The sequence below is a fragment of the Anaerotruncus massiliensis (ex Togo et al. 2026) genome (assembly GCF_030825285.1).
Taxonomy (GTDB): Bacteria; Bacillota; Clostridia; order Oscillospirales; family Ruminococcaceae; genus Anaerotruncus; species Anaerotruncus massiliensis.
Window position 1 is genome coordinate 24,882 of record NZ_JAPJQF010000022.1, and the last position, 16,403, is coordinate 41,284.

At 63.3% G+C, this 16,403-nt stretch carries 16 protein-coding genes and 1 pseudogene; 6 read left to right on the top strand and 11 right to left on the bottom strand.

Annotation, left to right across the window (positions count from 1 at the left end; all coding sequences use genetic code 11):
- Positions 1-228: 228 nt before the first annotated feature.
- Genes rpsF through rpsR form a run of 3 tightly spaced genes read left to right on the top strand, consistent with a single transcriptional unit; the run spans position 229 to position 1,382 of the window.
- Positions 229-606: a 30S ribosomal protein S6 gene (gene rpsF / locus RCI06_RS08410; protein ID WP_101550064.1), complete on the top strand. Its 378-nt coding sequence runs from the start codon at positions 229-231 to the stop codon at positions 604-606.
- A 21-nt stretch (positions 607-627) separates the two neighbouring features.
- Positions 628-1,080: a single-stranded DNA-binding protein gene (locus tag RCI06_RS08415; protein WP_101550060.1), complete on the top strand. Its 453-nt coding sequence runs from the start codon at positions 628-630 to the stop codon at positions 1,078-1,080.
- 50 nt (positions 1,081-1,130) lie between these two features.
- Positions 1,131-1,382: a 30S ribosomal protein S18 gene (gene rpsR / locus RCI06_RS08420; RefSeq protein WP_101550058.1), complete on the top strand. Its 252-nt coding sequence runs from the start codon at positions 1,131-1,133 to the stop codon at positions 1,380-1,382.
- A gap of 67 nt (positions 1,383-1,449) precedes the next feature.
- Here the strand turns inward: rpsR and RCI06_RS08425 are convergent, their stop codons facing one another.
- From RCI06_RS08425 to RCI06_RS08450, 6 genes are all read right to left on the bottom strand, one after another.
- Complete coding sequence (locus RCI06_RS08425) at positions 1,450-2,364, bottom strand: pseudouridine-5'-phosphate glycosidase (RefSeq protein ID WP_306575561.1); 915 nt, start codon at positions 2,362-2,364, stop codon at positions 1,450-1,452.
- A gap of 101 nt (positions 2,365-2,465) precedes the next feature.
- On the bottom strand, positions 2,466-3,200 hold the full coding sequence (locus RCI06_RS08430; RefSeq protein ID WP_101550054.1) for a GntR family transcriptional regulator: 735 nt from the start codon (positions 3,198-3,200) through the stop codon (positions 2,466-2,468).
- A 188-nt stretch (positions 3,201-3,388) separates the two neighbouring features.
- Positions 3,389-4,471: a BMP family ABC transporter substrate-binding protein gene (locus RCI06_RS08435; RefSeq protein ID WP_306575562.1), complete on the bottom strand. Its 1,083-nt coding sequence runs from the start codon at positions 4,469-4,471 to the stop codon at positions 3,389-3,391.
- A 23-nt stretch (positions 4,472-4,494) separates the two neighbouring features.
- Positions 4,495-5,454 (bottom strand): ABC transporter permease, encoded by a 960-nt coding sequence (locus RCI06_RS08440; protein ID WP_276870085.1) that lies wholly within the window; start codon positions 5,452-5,454, stop codon positions 4,495-4,497.
- A complete protein-coding gene (locus RCI06_RS08445) occupies positions 5,451-6,491 on the bottom strand; it encodes an ABC transporter permease (RefSeq protein WP_306575564.1) in 1,041 nt (346 codons plus the stop codon). Before RCI06_RS08445 ends, RCI06_RS08440 begins: the two co-directional genes overlap by 4 nt.
- A 16-nt stretch (positions 6,492-6,507) precedes the next feature.
- Positions 6,508-8,040 (bottom strand): ABC transporter ATP-binding protein, encoded by a 1,533-nt coding sequence (locus RCI06_RS08450; protein WP_121586800.1) that lies wholly within the window; start codon positions 8,038-8,040, stop codon positions 6,508-6,510.
- A gap of 357 nt (positions 8,041-8,397) precedes the next feature.
- Between RCI06_RS08450 and RCI06_RS08455 the strand changes: the two genes are divergently transcribed.
- The gene (locus RCI06_RS08455; protein WP_276870092.1) at positions 8,398-9,225 is read left to right on the top strand and encodes a hypothetical protein; all 828 of its coding nucleotides are present in this window, start codon (positions 8,398-8,400) and stop codon (positions 9,223-9,225) included.
- A 29-nt stretch (positions 9,226-9,254) separates the two neighbouring features.
- Complete coding sequence (locus RCI06_RS08460) at positions 9,255-10,205, top strand: translation initiation factor eIF-2B (protein ID WP_288234684.1); 951 nt, start codon at positions 9,255-9,257, stop codon at positions 10,203-10,205.
- Between the two features lie 54 nt (positions 10,206-10,259).
- On the opposite strand, the gene RCI06_RS08465 is transcribed toward RCI06_RS08460, so the two are convergent.
- Positions 10,260-10,961 (bottom strand): Crp/Fnr family transcriptional regulator, encoded by a 702-nt coding sequence (locus RCI06_RS08465; RefSeq protein WP_288234683.1) that lies wholly within the window; start codon positions 10,959-10,961, stop codon positions 10,260-10,262.
- A 122-nt stretch (positions 10,962-11,083) separates the two neighbouring features.
- Here RCI06_RS08465 and RCI06_RS08470 point away from each other — a divergent pair, with 122 nt between their 5' ends.
- Entirely contained in the window at positions 11,084-12,598 is a 1,515-nt protein-coding gene (locus RCI06_RS08470; RefSeq protein ID WP_101550039.1) for a YjjI family glycine radical enzyme, read from the top strand.
- A 65-nt stretch (positions 12,599-12,663) separates the two neighbouring features.
- On the opposite strand, the gene RCI06_RS08475 is transcribed toward RCI06_RS08470, so the two are convergent.
- From RCI06_RS08475 to RCI06_RS08490, 4 genes and pseudogenes are all read right to left on the bottom strand, one after another.
- Positions 12,664-13,095 (bottom strand): YaiI/YqxD family protein, encoded by a 432-nt coding sequence (locus RCI06_RS08475; RefSeq protein ID WP_302823081.1) that lies wholly within the window; start codon positions 13,093-13,095, stop codon positions 12,664-12,666.
- 134 nt (positions 13,096-13,229) lie between these two features.
- A complete protein-coding gene (locus RCI06_RS08480) occupies positions 13,230-15,416 on the bottom strand; it encodes a beta-propeller domain-containing protein (protein ID WP_306575567.1) in 2,187 nt (728 codons plus the stop codon).
- A gap of 20 nt (positions 15,417-15,436) precedes the next feature.
- Positions 15,437-15,970: an RNA polymerase sigma factor gene (locus RCI06_RS08485; RefSeq protein WP_101550034.1), complete on the bottom strand. Its 534-nt coding sequence runs from the start codon at positions 15,968-15,970 to the stop codon at positions 15,437-15,439.
- A gap of 154 nt (positions 15,971-16,124) precedes the next feature.
- A pseudogene (locus RCI06_RS08490) lies at positions 16,125-16,403 on the bottom strand (hypothetical protein); the annotation flags it as partial.

A 16,403-nucleotide genomic window follows, 5' to 3' on the forward strand; every position in this document is an offset into this window, starting at 1 on the left:
CAGCCCCCTGTCGCTTTTGTGTGTCCCGGCCGTTTCCTCTCCATAGTATAGCACAGTTTCATGGGCGGAAAACAGCGAAAGCTTGTACAAAAAAGGAGTGTCCGGGCCTTGACGAATTCCTGCAATCCTGCTATAATTTACTGGTTAGCCGCGGAATTCCTTCCGCGCTGCAAACATCCTTGCCCTTTCCATCGAGAGAGGGCCTAAAGTCCAAAAGGAGGTGTTCAAATGGCACAGCTCACAGCCAACTACGAAACTGTAATGGTATTCAGCATGAAGAACGGCGAGGAGAGCGTCAACGCGCTCGTGGAGAAGTTCTCTTCCCTCATCGGCGAGAACGGTACCATCACCAAGGTCGACACCTGGGGACAGCGCGCCCTGGCGTATCCGATCAACGATGAGACCGTCGGTTACTACGTGGTGATCAACTTCACCTCGAAGCCCGATTTCCCCGCCGAGCTCGACCGTATCTACAAGATCACTGACGGCGTCCTGCGTTCGCTGATCGTCGCGAAAGACGAGGAAGAGGCGAAGGAGGAGCCCAAGGAGGAAGAAGCCCCCGCCGCTCCCGCGGCCGAGGAACCCGCTGCTCCCGCCGAGCAGTAAGCGTAAGGAAGGTGTACCGCGATGTTAAACAGGGCGATTATCATGGGCCGCCTCGTGGCCGACCCGGAACTGCGCCAGACCCCGAACGGTGTGTCGGTCATCACCTTCACCGTCGCGGTCGACAGGAACTACTCCCGGGACCGGGAACGCCAGACCGACTTCATTGACGTCGTGGCCTGGCGCCAGACCGCCGAATTCGTGTCGAAGTACTTCAGCAAGGGCAAGATGATCATTGTCGAAGGCTCGATCCAGACCCGCAGCTATGAGGACCGCAACGGCAACAAGCGCCGTGCCGTCGAAGTGGTCGCGGACAACGTCCAGTTCGGCGAGAGCAAGAGCGCCGGCGGTTCCCAGCAGGGCTATACCGCTCCCGCTCCCACCCAGGCCCCGCCGGAGCCCGCCGTCTCCTATGCGAGCGGCGATGTGGGCGACTTCTCCGAGATGTCGTCCGATTCCGACGACCTTCCCTTCTGACCGCATTCTTCCACCTGTGAACCCCATATCATTACAAGGAGGTTAGAATCATGGCTTACGACAGATCCGATAACCGTGGCCCGCGCGGCAGAAAAGGCCGTAAAAAGGTCTGCTCCTTCTGCGTCGACAAGCTCGGCCCGATCGATTATAAGGACGTCCCCCGCCTGAGAAGGTATCTCAGCGAGCGCGCGAAGATCGTTCCCCGCCGTGTCACCGGCACCTGCGCGCGTCACCAGCGCCAGCTGACCCTCGCGATCAAACGCGCCCGTCATATCGCGCTGCTCCCCTACACCAGCGACTGATCGCTGACAAAACAACGCATCAAAACGGCCGACCGGCATTTGCCGGCCGGCCGTTTTTTGCCGCCTGTTATTTGCAGTACGCGACGGCGATCCGCGCCGCCACGCGCGCGTTGTTGTAGGCGAGCTCCAGGTTGCTCGCCAGCGACACGCCGTGGGTCATGTCCTTGATCGCAGCCAGCAGGAAGGGGGTCGTCGCCTTTCCGTGGACGCCCTGCTCCTTCGCCATGTCGAGCGCTTTGGTGATCACCTGCTCCATCTCGTCGTAGTCGAGCGCGTACTCCTCCGGGATCGGGTTCGCGATGACCGCGCCCCCCTTGAGCCCCAGCTCCCATTTGGTGCGGAGGATGCCGGCGATCTCCTCCTCGGTGTCGATCCGGTAATCCACCTTCAGGCCGCTGCTGCGGCAGTAAAAGGCCGGGAAATCCTCCGTGCGCACCCCCAGCACCGGCACGCCGTACGTCTCGAGGTATTCCAGCGTGAGGCCGAGGTCGAGCAGGCTCTTCGCCCCCGCGCAGACCACGCCGACCGGCGTGTTCGCGAGCTCCTGGAGGTCCGCCGAGATGTCGAAGGTCTCCTGCGCGCCGCGGTGCACGCCGCCGATCCCCCCGGTCGCGAAGATGCGGATCCCCGCCAGCGAGGCGATCAGCATCGTCGTGGCGACCGTCGTCGCGCCGTCCCGCTTCTGCGCCAGATAGACCGCCACATCCCGGCGGCTCACCTTGCCGATGTCGCCCGGCTTGCACATCCGCTCGAGCTCGTCCGCCGTCAGCCCCACCTTGAGCTTTCCGCCGAGGATCGCCGTGGTGGCGGGGACCGCGCCCTCGGCGCGGATGATCTCCTCCACCTTGTGCGCGAATTCCAGATTCTGCGGATAGGGCATGCCGTGGCTGAGGATGGTGGATTCGAGCGCCACCACCGGACGGTTTTCGCTTACGGCCCGCGCGATTTCGGGCGTGATATCCAAATATTTTTCCAGGTTCATAGCAGTCATACCTCCACGATTCATTTTATTTTGGTCAATATCATATAGTCATCTAGATCATTATTCCGATTTTTCCGGGACCCCGGGTCGACCGGGATCCCTCAGCCCCTGCCGTAGGAGCCCTGTTCGATCTGCATGACGTACCGCTCGCCGATCGAGTCGGTGACGTCGAAAAACACCGGGTCCCCTGACGCCAGGAAGCCGACATGCTCCAGGCGCAGGATGGGGGTGGAGGTGCTGACGCCCAGCCGCTGCGCCAGCTCCTCGCTGGCCAGCGTCGCAGTCACAAAGCTCTCCCCATGCTGGAGCGGGACGCCGAGCTTTTCGGTAAACATCGCGATCAGCGACATCTCAAGGTCGCCCGCGCAGAGGCCCGTCGCGTAGGCCGGGTTGATGTACGCCGTACAGTAGGAGATCGGCACCCCGTCCGCCAGCCTCACGCGGGAAAGCCGCCAGATCGGCGTGCCGGGCGCGAGCCCCAAATGTTTCGCCGTCCGCTCGTCCGCAAAATCGGATTCGAGGTTCACGTCGCGGATCCCCGGCACGAGCCCCGAGGCCAGCAGCTGGTCCGTGAAGCTCTTGACGACCGCGGTGGAGCGGTCGAGCGCGACGCCGCTCTTGAAGGTCCCCTTCCCCTGGATCTTGGTCAGCAGGCCCTCGCTCACCAGCGCGGTGATCGCCTGACGGACGGTGCCCCGGCTCACGGCGTACTTTTCCGCGAGCTGCTGCTCCGTTTCAATCTGTTCCCCATAGGCCATTCCCTGGATCTCTTCGCGAAGGTCTTCCATGATCTGGTGGTACAGGGAAACCCCGGCGACCCTCTTCAGCGCACTCATCTCTTCACCCGAATTCCGGAGTCATGTGAGCTCCATTTAATCAAACGTCTGTATGTATGTCTCTTCCTGTTTTCATAATACACATTCCAATTGGTTGTGTCAACCAATTCGGCGGCCGCCGCGCGCCGCCGGTTTTCCGCGAAACCCTCCGGGGAATCCCCCGGAGGGTTCGCGCTTCTCTCTTCCGCTTACTTGTGCAGCGGCTCGGTGGAGATGTCGATTTTGCCCGCGATGATATCGTCGTAGGCCGCCTTGATCTTCTCCTTCGCCTCGTCGCTCAGGGGGGAGTTGTCCAGATATTCAAAGGTGCAGACGCCTTCGGAGATGCCGTAATCGACGCGCTTGCCGCCCTGGAAATTGCCGGAGATCGCGTCCTCGATGAACTGGATGACCATCTTGTCAAAGAAGTTGACCGCGCTGCCCAGCTCCAGGTCTCCCAGCACGTCCTGATAGTGCACGTCCCACGCGACAAAGTAGACGCCCTTTTCCGCCGCGGCCTGCGCGCCGCCGACGCCGGTGCCGCCCGCCGCGGCCGCGATCACGTCGCAGCCCTCGTTGACGAGCATGAGGCCGAGCTCCTTGCCCTTGGTCGGGTCGGTCCAGGTGTTCGCATAGGCGACCATGTCCTCGATGTCGGGGTTGACGCTGCGCATGCCCTGCTGCCAGCCGGCGACGATCGCGTTGATGACCGGCTCGTCCGCGCCCGCCACGATGCCGACCTTATTCGCCTTGGTCGCGCAGGCGGCCGCCACGCCGGCAAGGTATCCGGTCTCGGTGCGGTTCAGGCCGAATTCCTGCAGGTTGGGATAGTCCGCGATGTCCGAGATCACGCCGTCCAGGCTGCCGAAGAGGATGTCCGGGAAATCCGCGGCCACGGCGGTCGTCGCGTCGGCCATGCTGGAGTTGGTGGTGATGATGATGTTGTAGCCCGCCTGCGCCAGCGCGCGGGTCTTGGGCTCGTATTCGCTCGACTGGGTGGCTTCGACCACCTTCACCTCGATGTTCGGATGCTCGGTCTGGTAGTCGCCGAGGCCGGCAACCAGGTTCTGAAGCCATTCCGCCTCGTCGACGGCCATGTCGGAGACGAGCGCCACCTTGTAGCTCTTTTCCGCGGCGTCCCCATCGCCGCCGGGCGCGGGGGCGGAAGCGTCTTCCGTGGGAGCGGCCGGGGCGGAGGTCTCCGGCGCCTTTTGGCCGCCGCAGGCGGTAAACGCCGCCGCGACAAGAACCAGCGCCATTGCGAGAGCAAGGATCTTTACAGACTTTTTCATTTTCCGTTCTCCTTTGAATTGATTTATTGACGGTCTCCGGCGGTAACGTCGGACCCCATAACAATCAGCTTCTTTTCCGCGGAGCGCTTCCGCAGCCATTTGACAAGGCTCTTGATGAGCAGCGGCGCGATGACCACGATCAGTGCGAGCACATAGGGCAGCATCGAGAGGATCTGCACCGGGTAGCCCCTGCCAGAAAGGGTCAGCACCAGCGCGTCGGAGAATCCGAACATCAGGCAGGCCAGCAGCGAAAGCACCGGCTCCGCCCCTGTGAGCACAAGCACCGCGATCGCCGTAAAGCCGCGCCCGTCGGTCATCCCGACGTTGAACATGTTGAGGGAAAGCGCGAGCTGCGCGCCCGCCAGCCCGCAGAAGACGCCGTTTAGAGCGAGCGCGAAATAGCGGATGCGCTTGATGCCGATGCCCGCCGAGAGGGCCGCGTCGGCGTTTTTCCCGATTGCGCGCACCGACAGGCCCATGTTCGTCCGGTAGAGGAAGACGTGGACCGCGAACGGCAGGAGGAGCGCCAGATAGACGAGGATCGAGTGGTCGTTCAGGACCGGCCCGATCAGCGGAATTTTTTCGAGGAAGGCAAAGTGGATGGTCGGCAGCGCGAGCTCGGACGGCAGGATGAACCGCCCGCTCGCGCCGAAGATCGGGACGAGCAGGTACCGCGTCAGGCCGGTGGCGATCGTCGTACACGCCAGCGCGCAGATGATCGGGTCGACGTCCAACTCGAAGACGAAGAGCGCGTAGACCAGCGCGACGAGCAGCGTCAGCAGGACGGCGAAGAGGATGCCGCCCATAACGCTCTGCGTCATATAGGTCCCGACCACGGCGGCGAAGCACCCAAAGAGGGTGAAGCCCTCGAGCGCGAGGTTAAAGATATCCACCTTGATGGAGAAGAGGCCGCCCAGACAGATGAGGATGACCGGCGCGGCCAGCCGGACCGACAGGTTCAACAGCTGTTCCACATTGATCATGCCGTCTTCCCCTCCTTCCGCCTGCTCTGGAGCAGGTACCGCAGGATGTTGATGGTGGCGAAGAGCATGACGAAGCCCTTGACCACCTGGACCATCTCCGCCTGGACGCTCGTCTCGACCGACAGCGTCACCGCGCCGCTCTGCAGGGCGCCGAGGATGAGCGAGCCGAAGATGATGCCGAGCGTCGAATCCTTGCCGATGAGCGCGGCGGTCATGCCGTTGAAGCCCATGTCCACCGCGAAATTGTTGTAGACCTTGTGGTAGACGCCCATGACCTCGCCCGCGGCGGTCAGCCCCGAAAAGACGCCGCCCAGCAGCGCGACGACCAGGACGATCCGGATCGTTTTGACGCCGCACGCCTTGGCGAACTTCGGATTGTGCCCGATCATCCGCAGCTCATAGCCCGGGACGGTCCCCCGGATGCAGAGCGCGTAGGCGATGATGATGGCGACGACCGCGACCAGGATCAGGGTCGTGTTGAGGGAGGGCGCGAGGTTCACCGACATCGGCACGGTGGTGTCCGCCTTTGCGATCGGCCCGTTGTTGAGCAGATAGTCGGTCAGCAGCAGGATGATATAGTTCATCAGGATGGCGATGACCACCTCGTTGACCCCGAACAGAAATTTGAACACCGCCGGCAGCAGCGAGATGAGTCCTCCGAAGAGCGCCCCGGCCGCCACCATGACGACGGCCTGCACCCAGAGCGGCGCGTTGGGGATGACCTGCGGCACGAAGGCGATGCCCAGCGCCGCGAAATACATCTGGCCCTCCTGGCCGATGTTGAAATAGCCGCAGCGGTTGCAGATCGAAAAGGAAAAGGCCAGCAGGATGATCGGCAGGGTGTAACGGATGGTGTTCTTGACGCCGACCCAGCTTCCCAGCGCGCCCTTGGCCAGCGCCCGGTACGCCTCGAGCGGGTTGCCGCCCGAAGCCAGCACGACCAGCCCCGCGACTGCGAACGCGATCAGCACCGCAACCACCGGGGACAGGCCGCCCAGCAGCTTCTTCAAGGAAACCTCCGGGAGCTTCCGTTCCATGACATTCTCTCCCATCTCAGTTCGCCTCCCTTTCCGAGCTTGTAATACCGCCCATCATCAGCCCGATCTCCGCCTCGGTCGCCGAGGGGATGTCGGTCACCTCGCCCGAGCAGCGCCCCTCGTAGAGGATAATCATGCGGTCGCTCAGGCTCATCAGCTCCTCGAGGTCGGCGGAGACGAGCAGGATCGCCGTCCCGCGCCGCTTCTGTTCGAGCAGATGCTCCCGCACGAAGTTGATCGCGCCGATGTCGAGCCCGCGGGTCGGCTGCGCCGCGATCAGCAGCTTGGGGTTCCGGCTGATCTCCCGCGCCAGTACGATCTTCTGCATATTGCCGCCCGAGAGGGACCGGACGGGCTTGTCCTGCGTGAGGCCGCGGATGTCGAACTTGCGGACCATCTCCGCCGTGTTTTCCGCGATCGCCCTGCCGCGCAGAATCCCGCGCCTGCTGAAGGGCGGCTGTCCCGCGACCCCGCAGATGAGATTCTCGTCCGCGTTCGCCTGCAGCGCCAGCCCCGTCGTCATCCGGTCCTCCGAGATATAGCCGACCCCCTTGGCCCGCCGCTGGCGGATCGGCAGGCGGGTGACGTCCTCGCCGTCCAGCAGGATGCTGCCGCCCGAGAGGCGGAACATCCCGATCAGCAGGTTGATGAGTTCCGTCTGCCCGTTCCCTTCCACGCCGCCCACGCCGAGGATTTCCCCGCGGCGCACCGCAAAGGTGAGGTCCCGGATGCGCGGGATGCCGCTTCCGTCGATATACCAGAGGTTCTTGCAGACGCAAACCGGCTCGCCCACCTCGCCCCGCTCGCTGTTCTGGATCAGCTGGACGTCCTGCTTGCCGATCATCGCGCGCGCCACGTCGGTCTCGGAGGCCTCCCCGCGCTTGAAATGCGCCACGACCCGCCCCTTGCGCATGACGGTGATACGGTCCGCCACCCGGATGACCTCCCGCAGCTTGTGGGAGATGAAGACGATGGAGGTGCCGTCCTTTTTGAGCTCGTCGATGACGCTGAAGAGCTCGTCCGACTCCTGCGGCGTCAGCACCGCCGTCGGCTCGTCGAGGATGAGCACCCGCGCGCCCAGATAGAGCGCCTTGATGATCTCGATCTTCTGGCGCTCCCCCACGCAGAGGTTCCCGATCGGCGTGTCGGGGGAGATCTTCTGCATGCCGAAGCGCGCGAGCAGCCCGCGGATCTTCTCCTTGGCCGCCCGGTAATCGATGAAGTCCGCCCGGGTGGGCGCGTGGCCGAGGATGATGTTCTCGGTGATGCTCATATGGTCGATCTGCATGAAGTTCTGGTGCACCATGCCGATCCCGTGCTTAAGCGCGCCCGAGACGTGATAGGAACAGGGTTCCCCGTTGATCAGGATCTTGCCCGCGTCCGGCGCGTACTGTCCGTAAAGGATCCGCATCAGCGTCGTCTTGCCCGCGCCGTTTTCCCCGACGAGGGCGTGCGTCTCGCCGGCCTCCAGCGAAAAGTCGATCCGGTCGTTCGCCACGAGCGCCCCAAAGCGTTTTGTAATGGATTCCATCCTTACGACAGGAGCCATCCGATAACCTCCTTCGGTGCAACCGCCTGGTTGTTCAGTGGAAAGATTTAGTGTTTTATAGATTTAGTTGTCTATATGTTTATGGCATAAGGGTAGCATGCGCTCTCCGTAATTGTCAATAGTTTTCTTTTTCAATTTTCAATTTTATTATGCAGAATGAGCCTCTTTCCCCCATCAAATGCCCGCGTTTTCTCGCATTTCATGCTGGATTGCGGCGCTTTATGCAAAACGCCCAGCCCCCATGGAGAAATTTCCGGGTGAAATCTGTGCAAATCGTAAAAATTGTAAAAACATCTATACAACTATATCATCTTGTGTTATAGTGAATCCATCAAGTCTGGAAAAGAGGGATTCCTTATGGATGCTTTCACGCCCGAGACCATCTGGAATGAATATGAAGAGCTATTGGAGATGACCCGCAGGCACAGCTTTTCCTCCCGGATCCGCAAATACCGGGACCTCTCCATCCTCCGGCTGCTGGGGGAAGTGAGCCTTGTCGTCGCCTGCGATTCCAACGCCTCCAACGGGGAAAAGCCGAACGACACCCACCGCAACACCTATGACGAGACCGCGGTCAGCGCGCTGAAGGTCCCCACCATGGAGGTGCTCGCCACCGGCGCCACCCCCATCGTCATTGCGGACAACCTCTGCGTGGAGATGGAGCCGAGCGGACGGAAGATCATCTCCGCCATGCAGGAGGAGCTGGACCGCTGCGGGCTGCTGGACAGCATCCAGTTCACCGGCAGCACCGAGGACAACATGCGCACCCTCCAGACGGGCATCGGCGTCACCGTCGTCGGGCTCGTGAGCGACGCCGCCCTCCGGCTCGGCCGCACCCGTCCGGGCGACGCGGTCTACTGCGCCGGCGTCCCGCAGAGCGGGATCATCGAGCATTACAGCGAACGCGACGGCACCGTCGCCAAAATCTCCACCGTGGCGAAGCTGCGGGAGCTGGATTTCGTCCACGAGATCCTCCCCGTCGGCTCGAAGGGCGTCCTGTATGAGGCGGGCCAGCTCGCGGAATGTGTCGGCCGGCGGTTCCTGCCCGTCGAGCAGCCTCCCGTCGACCTTAAGACCTCCGCCGGCTCCTGCACCGCCGTGCTGGTCAGCCTGCCGGAGGAATCGGGCGCGGCGCTCGCCGCGGAACTGGACATCCCCTGCTTTTTCATCGGCCGGATTCAATAAGATACCATATTAATAAAGGAGCGATCACCATGTTACAGGACATCCAATTCCAATCGGCACAGCACGTCATCGACGAGGTGCGCAATATGAACGTCAAGGGCGGCAGCCCGTTCGGGCGCGCCGCCGCATGGGCCTACCGCCTCGCCTGCACCCAGGAGGAATTCGCGGACGTGGCCGCGCTCAGGGAACGGTTCGACTATATTTCGGGCGAGCTGCTCAGCCTCAAGCCCACGATGGCCACCATCTATAACTCCAAGTCCCTCGTCTATAAAAAGCTCGACTCCTTCCCCGCCGGCACGGAGATTTCCACCATCACCGGCGAGATCGCGGCGCTCTGCCAGCGGATCATTCAATATTCCCTCAGCGCCGTCGACCACCTCGGGGAGAACGGGGCCAACCTGATCCAGGACGGCTGCACGGTCATGATGCACAGCTATTCGAGCGCCCTGATGAGCGTCTTTACCGCGGCCGCCAAGCAGGGGAAACGGTTCAGCCTGATCTGCACCGAGTCCCGGCCCCTGCGTGAATCCCGTGTCGCGGCAAAGATCCTCCAGGAGCTGCATGTCCCCGTCACCTATGTCACCGACGCCTCCATCTGGGAGTTCATGCCCGCCTGCGACCTCATCATCATGGGGGCGGACACCATCGCATGGGACGGTTCGGTCGCCAACAAGATGGGCACCGCGCTGATCTCCCAGCTCGCGCTCTCCTGCAAGAAGCCGGTCTACATCGCCAGCGAAATCTATAAGCTCGACCGCCGCACCGCGCAGGGGCACCCGATCGTGCTCGAGCGCCGCACCCCCGCGGAGATCGTCTCCCCCGGCGATTTCGACAGCATGGAAGGGATCGAGGTCATCAACCAGTTCTTCGACCTGACCCCCTCGCACCAGATCACCGGGCTCATCACCGAGCGCGGCGTGATCGCTCCCTCGATGATCTCCCTCAACTGGGACCGCCTCGAAGCCCAGCTTCTCGGCTGATCCCCATTCTCCCATACAAAAGCGCGGCCCCGGTTCCGGGGCCGCGCTTTTCCGTCACATGCGTTCATAGATCTCCCGGGCCGCCGCTTCCAGCTTCCCGAGCGCGCGCCCGTCCAGCGCCAGCCTGCCGTGCTCCCGTACGGCGTAGCCCTCCGCCTCCAGCCGGTCGAAATAGCGGTAGAGGGTGCGCAGGTTCAACCCCAGCAGCTCGGAGAGGACGCGCCGGTTGATCCGGACGGATACCGGCGGCGTCTCCTGCCGGACCCGCTCGTGGAGGTAGAGGAGCACCGCCTCGTATCCGCCCGCGAACCGGCGGCGGACGCTGGTCTGCATCGCCCGCTCCACAAGGGACGCGAGGTAGCGCAGCACCACGCCGGAAAAACCGCCGCCGTTTTCAAGCAGCGTGCAGAAGCGCCGCGCGTCCGCCTCGGCAAAGAGGCAGTCCTCCTCCGCGGTGATCGACGCGCTGAAGGCCTCTCCGCCGCAGAGCAGCTCGGTGAGGCCGTAAATCTGAAAGCCCTCGTTGACGTAGGCAATGAAGCTGCGGCCGTCGCGGGAGATCGTGAGGACGTGGCACCGCCCCGACAGCATGATCCGGACGGAGCGGATGGGGAACCCCGCGTGGAGGATCCGCTCCCCTCTTTTGACCCTGCGCGCGCGCAGTCCCGGCCCGCAGCAGCGGGACAGCAGCTCGGGGCCCGCTTCCCCGCGTGCGGCGGCATCCATGAGCTCCGTGAGGCCCTCCGCGAATTCCATTGGATATCCCCCTTTCCGTCACCAGCATAAAACACTTTTGATAAGATGTCAATTGTCATTTTCTTTGCCGGACCGCCGGCCTATGATGGAAACAGAACAATCACCGGAAAGGCGGCGATCCAATGGAATCGATCCAGCGGCAGGTCCTGGAGATCATCAAGGACCCCACCAAGACGCACATGCAGACGGTTTTTTCCCTGGCGGAGTTCGCGGAAAACCTCTGCGGCTACCCGGCGGGCGTGCCGGACAACTTCCAGCGGCTCGTGGAGGAGGAGATTCTCTGCGACCACAACGACGGGCACGCCCCCCTCTGCCCCCGCTACATCCTCCCCGACTACGAACGGTTTATGGAGCGGGGCTGCGCGTTCCTCCGCCTCCCGCCGCCCGGGACGCTGGCGGAGGCGCTCGCCTCGCTGATGATCTTCTATTCCCATGTCCCGTCGGTGACCCATTATCCCGTATACATCGGACGGATCGACCGGATGCTCGAGCCGTTCGTCCGGGAGGTCCCGCGCGATGAGGCGCGCGGCATGCTGCGCCTCTTTTTGACGGCGCTCGACCGGACGGTGAGCGACAGCTTCTGCCACGCTAACATCGGCCCCGAAGCCACCGTCACGGGGGAGCTGGTCGTCGAGCTGCTTCCCGAGCTGCAAAACGCCGTCCCCAATCTCACGCTGCTCTACGACCCCGCGGTCACGCCCGACGAATTCGCGGTCAAATGCGTCTCCAGCGCGCTGAAGTGCGCGAACCCCGCGTTCGCCCATGACCCCTATTACCGTTCCCGCATCGGGGAACGGTATGGGATCGCAAGCTGCTACAACGGCCTCTATGTCGGCGGCGGGGCCTACTCCCTCTCGCGCATGCGGCTCTGCCGGATCGCCGAACGGTGCCGCAGCCTCGACGAATTCTTTTCCGTGCGCCTGCCCGAGGCGGTGGACGCCGCCTGCCGGTTCATGGAGGCGAAAATCCGCTTTATCGCCGAGGAGATCCCCTTCTTCCGGACGAATTTTCTTGTCAAGGAGGGGTTCCTGGAGCGGGAACGCTTCGTCGGGCTGTTCGGGCTGGTCGGCATGAACGAGTGCGTCAACACCCTGATGGACCTCTGCGGCAGGCCGGGCCGCTACGGTCCGGACGAGGAGGCCAACCGGCTCGGCCTGCGGATCGTCGAGGCGATCGAACGGCAGGTGAACGCTTTCCAGAGCAAATACTGCGAGATCAACGGGCACCGCTTCCTGCTGCACGCGCAGGTCGGCGCCGTCGGCGACAACGGCGTCACCCCCGGCGTGCGCCTCGCGATCGGCAGCGAAATCCCCCTCTACGACCACCTGCGGCAGGCGGGGATGTTCCACCGCTTCTTCCCGTCGGGGATCGGCGACATCTTCCCCTTCGACCGGACCGCGCTCCAAAACCCCGCCGCCGTGCTCGACGTCTTCAAGGGGGCCTTCCGGGTCGGCATGCAGTATATCTCCACCTACGAGTCGGAGAGCGACGTGATCCGCGTGACCGGCTACCTCATCAAACGCTCCGACTTCGAAGCCCTGCAAAAGGGCGCGCCGGTCGCCAACGGCGCGGTCGCCGCCTCCAGGGAAACGATCGAGGAACGCGGCACCTACGAACGGATGGTGCGCAGCGTCTAAAAGCGGCCCACGGCAGGATTCCCGGGAAATAAAAGACGCCCGCGTCTCGCGGGCGTCTTTTGACTCTATTCGTCCAGCAGGGTCTCCAGCGCGTGGGAAAACGCTTCGTCGTCCGCGGCCGTGCGCTTTTTGATCGTGCCCGTCCTGCCCCCCGCCCGGCGCACCTTCTGCCCCAGGTGCCGTTCAAAGAGCAGCCGGTCCATATTGCCCGAATCGTACACCATCCCGTTCTGGTTGAGGGCGCGCGCGCCCTTGCCCAGCGCCATCGCCGCCACGCCGAAATCCTGCGTCACGACGACGTCCCCGCGCTCCATGAGGTTCGCGAGCTTGATGTCCGCGCTGTCGCGCGCCTTATCCACCGTGATCACGGTGCTGTAGCCGTCGCTCAGGACATGGGTATTGTCGATCACCATGACGACGGCGATCCCCCGCTTTTTCGCAAGCCGCACGATCTGATCCTTGACCGGGCAGGCGTCGGCGTCCACCAGAATCCGCATTTCACGGTCCTCCCAAAGGCAGGGGAACGGCGTCCGCCGTTCCCCTGCCGTCTCTTTCTCATCGTTCCCGCGCGGCCGGAGCTTACCCCGGCGGAAACCCAAAAACAGCCGCCGGCGGCGGCCGTTTTGGGATGTTATTTAAGCCGCAGGATTTCCTTGCGCGTAAAGCTGTCGAGGTCGTAGCTCACGATCCAGTCGGGCGAGAAGGTATAGAGGGTGTTCCCGATGTAGAGTCCCCGGTTCACCCCGGAAAATGCGTTGGGTCCGAAATCGTCGTGGCTGATCTTCGCCTTGAGGGTAAAGCCGTCCGCGTCCTTCCCGTAGCTGAACACGTAGTAGCGGCTGACGATCCGTCCGAAGCCCGTATCCACCGCAAACCCAAAGAGGGAGCGTTCCTCGTCAAAGAGGACGGCCTTGTGGTTGGACAGCGCCTCCGCCCAGACGCCCTCGCCCCCGAAGTTGTAGACGTAGAGTTCCTTCGGGTTGAGCGGGTCGGAGACGTCGAACATCGAGAGCTTGACGCCGTTCGCCGTGCCGCGCTCGTCGACGCTCTGCCCGATGCCGAGCAGGAGCCCGTCGTCCAGCGGGTGCAGGTACTCCGAAAATCCGGGGATCTTGAGCTGCCCGAGCACCTTGGGCGCGCGCGGGTCCGAAAGGTCGATCGCGAAGAGCGGGTCGGTCTCCCGGAAGGTCACGACGTAGGCCATCTCGCCGAGGTAGCGTACCGAATAGATGCGCTCGCCCGGCGCGAGCCCCTCGAGGCGGCCGATCTGCCGCATACCGCTGTCGAGCACATAGAGGTTGTTGCTTACGCCCTTCACGGGATATTCCGCCGTGGCGGCCACCCGCAGGTTGCCGTCGAACTCGCTGAACGCGAACTGCCCGTCGACGTATCCGTCGATCCACGCGGTCCCCATGAGGTCCAGCTTGCCGCCGGCGGAGAACTTGACGATCCCGGTGCGGCGGTAGCTCTCCGAATCGGAGACGGACCCGCGCCAGGAGTCATAATAGACATAGAGGTTGTCGGTCGACATGTAGACGCCGTCTCCCCCGCCGAGCACCGCGCGGGTGTCCGATTTCCCCGTCCGCACATTGACGGCGGAAACCACCGCGTAATCTGCGGAGCTGCAATCCGGCGCGATCGCGATCTTGTCCGCGGGCAGAAGCCGGGGTTCGGCGGCGCCGCTCTCGAAGCAGACCGGTACGATGTCGCTCAAAGGGGTGCGCTTATCGGTGAGGTCCGCGTAGACATATTTCCGGCTGACGAGATAGAGGGTCCCGTCCATCAGGCGGGAGGAGACGTAATTGCCGTCCTGCCGGAAGGTGCGCACCTCCTGCGGTTCGGCCGGGTCGGAAATGTCGTAGACCGTCATCTCCACTCCGCCGTCCCAGCTCCCGCCGTTCCATGAAGCCGCGTCGCCCGATGCGGCGGACCTGTCGACAAGGCTGTCGTCCGTCGCCTCGACCACCGTCTGTTTCGGTGCCGGGAGTTCGTCCGCGCTGTAACCGACGGTGACCAGCCTGTCGCCGTCGAGATAGAATTCATCGATCGCGGGATCGACCTCGATCGTCGCGGTCAGGGTCATCTCCTGCGCATCCGCGATGAAAATCGCCGGGGATTGGCTCGTCGTATTCTGATAGACGTAGCTGTAGAGGTATTTCCCGTCCGTCTTGACGATGTCCGCCTCGTCGACCCCCGCCTCCTGCACGTTGGTGCCGGAGAACGCGGCGGGCGCGCTGCGGATCATCCCGCCGGCATCCGCGGCGGGGGCCGCGTCTTCCACCGCGCCCGCCTCCGGTGCCGCCCCGTCCGCAAGGTACAGGTCTCCGCTGAAGCTGCCCTTGAGCATCCGGTCCCCTGCCAGCCGGTAGATCGTGTCGCGGACCTCGGTGTAGTCCGCCGCGTAATAGGCCGCTTCCGCGCCGCCGGAAGCCGCGGACGCCAGCATCGGCATGGCCGCCTCAGCCGGCGCGTCCGCCGGGGCCGCGGCCATATCGGCCGCCGTCTCCGGCATCTCCGCCGTTTCCGCCTCCGCCAAAGCGGGGCCGTCAAGCAGGTCGGCGGATTTCGCCGCGCCTGAATTCAAAAACCATACCGCGCCGAGCACCACCACAAAGCAGGCCGCGACGCTCGCGATCGCGCGCCACCGGATGACCTTCCCGGATCTCTCCTCCGGGACCTCCTCGATCTCCTCCAGCCGCGCGCGCAGCACCTCCGCGTCGAGTGAATGTGGCAGCTTGATGTCACGATTCAGTTCCTCGAACCTGCCGCGCAGAAAATCCAACGATTCCTGCAACTCTTCCTGTCTGTCGGGCTTCACGCACATTCACTCCTTTCGGGTTATTTTTCCAGCTGGGCGCGCAGTTTTTTGAGCGTCCGGTGCAGCTTGGAGCTCACGGTGCCCTGCGGCGCCCCCAGGATCTCGGCAGTCTCGCGCACCGTGTAGCCCTGCACCACCGCCAGCGCGATGATCTGGCGCTCCTGCGGCGTGAGGGTTTCCAGCGCGGATACGAGCGCGAGCTTTTGGGTGGAGTGCTCCTCCACGCCCTCCCCTTCCTCGGTGAGGTCGAGGAAATCGTCGATATCCAGCTCGTTGCGCCCCGAAATATACTGCCCGATCTTCCGCTTGCAGCGGATCGAAAGGATCCGCATGATCCATGGCCGGAAGCTGTTGTCGTCCCGCAGGTTCTTGATGCCCTTGAACGCCTCGATGAAGGTTTCGCTTACCACGTCCTGCGCGTCATGGGCGTTGCCCAGCGAATAGAGCGCAACACGATAAAGGTCATCAGCGATCTGCTGATAAACCCTTGCGAAACTATCCTTGTCTCCGAGGCGGGCCTCACGCACCGCCGTAACGTCAACAACCATCTTCATTTACCACCATTTTCTTGCAAACGGTTCACTGATATAGTGAAGGGAAAGCTGCAATTTACTGCACATGATTTGGAAAGAATCCAAAAAAGAATGTGTGCGTCGGCAAAGCCAATGCACACATTATAGCAAGCATCGCGGAAAAGTGCAACTTTCGTCACGCTTCGAGCACGTCGGTCGGGTTCTCCACCGTCAGGATGGCGTAGACGCAGGTGGTCACCACCGACAGGAAGTTCGCCAGCAGGTTGATCTGCGTCTGCGTCAGGTTGTCGCAGAGTACGTTCGCAACGGTCGCCGCCGCGTAGACGAACTGCGCGCCCTGGCCGCTCTGGGCCTGCGGCCCGGTGGGCCGCGTGGAGCCTGTGGAGCCCGTGGAACCGGTGGGACCCGTTGGGCCCGCCGCCCCCGAAGCCGCGGAGAAGGGGCCCGCCGCCCC

Excerpts from the sequence above, each read along its gene's own strand:
- RCI06_RS08485 (WP_101550034.1), bottom strand. The coding sequence starts at position 15,970 with ATGAAGATGGTTGTTGACGTTACGGCGGTGCGTGAGGCCCGCCTCGGA.
- RCI06_RS08430 (WP_101550054.1), bottom strand. The coding sequence starts at position 3,200 with ATGAGTGCGCTGAAGAGGGTCGCCGGGGTTTCCCTGTACCACCAGATC.
- rpsR (WP_101550058.1), top strand. The coding sequence starts at position 1,131 with ATGGCTTACGACAGATCCGATAACCGTGGCCCGCGCGGCAGAAAAGGC.
- RCI06_RS08455 (WP_276870092.1), top strand. The coding sequence starts at position 8,398 with ATGGATGCTTTCACGCCCGAGACCATCTGGAATGAATATGAAGAGCTA.
- RCI06_RS08415 (WP_101550060.1), top strand. The coding sequence starts at position 628 with ATGTTAAACAGGGCGATTATCATGGGCCGCCTCGTGGCCGACCCGGAA.
- RCI06_RS08445 (WP_306575564.1), bottom strand. The coding sequence starts at position 6,491 with ATGGAACGGAAGCTCCCGGAGGTTTCCTTGAAGAAGCTGCTGGGCGGC.
- RCI06_RS08460 (WP_288234684.1), top strand. The coding sequence starts at position 9,255 with ATGTTACAGGACATCCAATTCCAATCGGCACAGCACGTCATCGACGAG.
- RCI06_RS08475 (WP_302823081.1), bottom strand. The coding sequence starts at position 13,095 with ATGCGGATTCTGGTGGACGCCGACGCCTGCCCGGTCAAGGATCAGATC.
- RCI06_RS08450 (WP_121586800.1), bottom strand. The coding sequence starts at position 8,040 with ATGGCTCCTGTCGTAAGGATGGAATCCATTACAAAACGCTTTGGGGCG.
- RCI06_RS08470 (WP_101550039.1), top strand. The coding sequence starts at position 11,084 with ATGGAATCGATCCAGCGGCAGGTCCTGGAGATCATCAAGGACCCCACC.
- RCI06_RS08465 (WP_288234683.1), bottom strand. The coding sequence starts at position 10,961 with ATGGAATTCGCGGAGGGCCTCACGGAGCTCATGGATGCCGCCGCACGC.
- rpsF (WP_101550064.1), top strand. The coding sequence starts at position 229 with ATGGCACAGCTCACAGCCAACTACGAAACTGTAATGGTATTCAGCATG.
- RCI06_RS08440 (WP_276870085.1), bottom strand. The coding sequence starts at position 5,454 with ATGATCAATGTGGAACAGCTGTTGAACCTGTCGGTCCGGCTGGCCGCG.
- RCI06_RS08435 (WP_306575562.1), bottom strand. The coding sequence starts at position 4,471 with ATGAAAAAGTCTGTAAAGATCCTTGCTCTCGCAATGGCGCTGGTTCTT.
- RCI06_RS08425 (WP_306575561.1), bottom strand. The coding sequence starts at position 2,364 with ATGAACCTGGAAAAATATTTGGATATCACGCCCGAAATCGCGCGGGCC.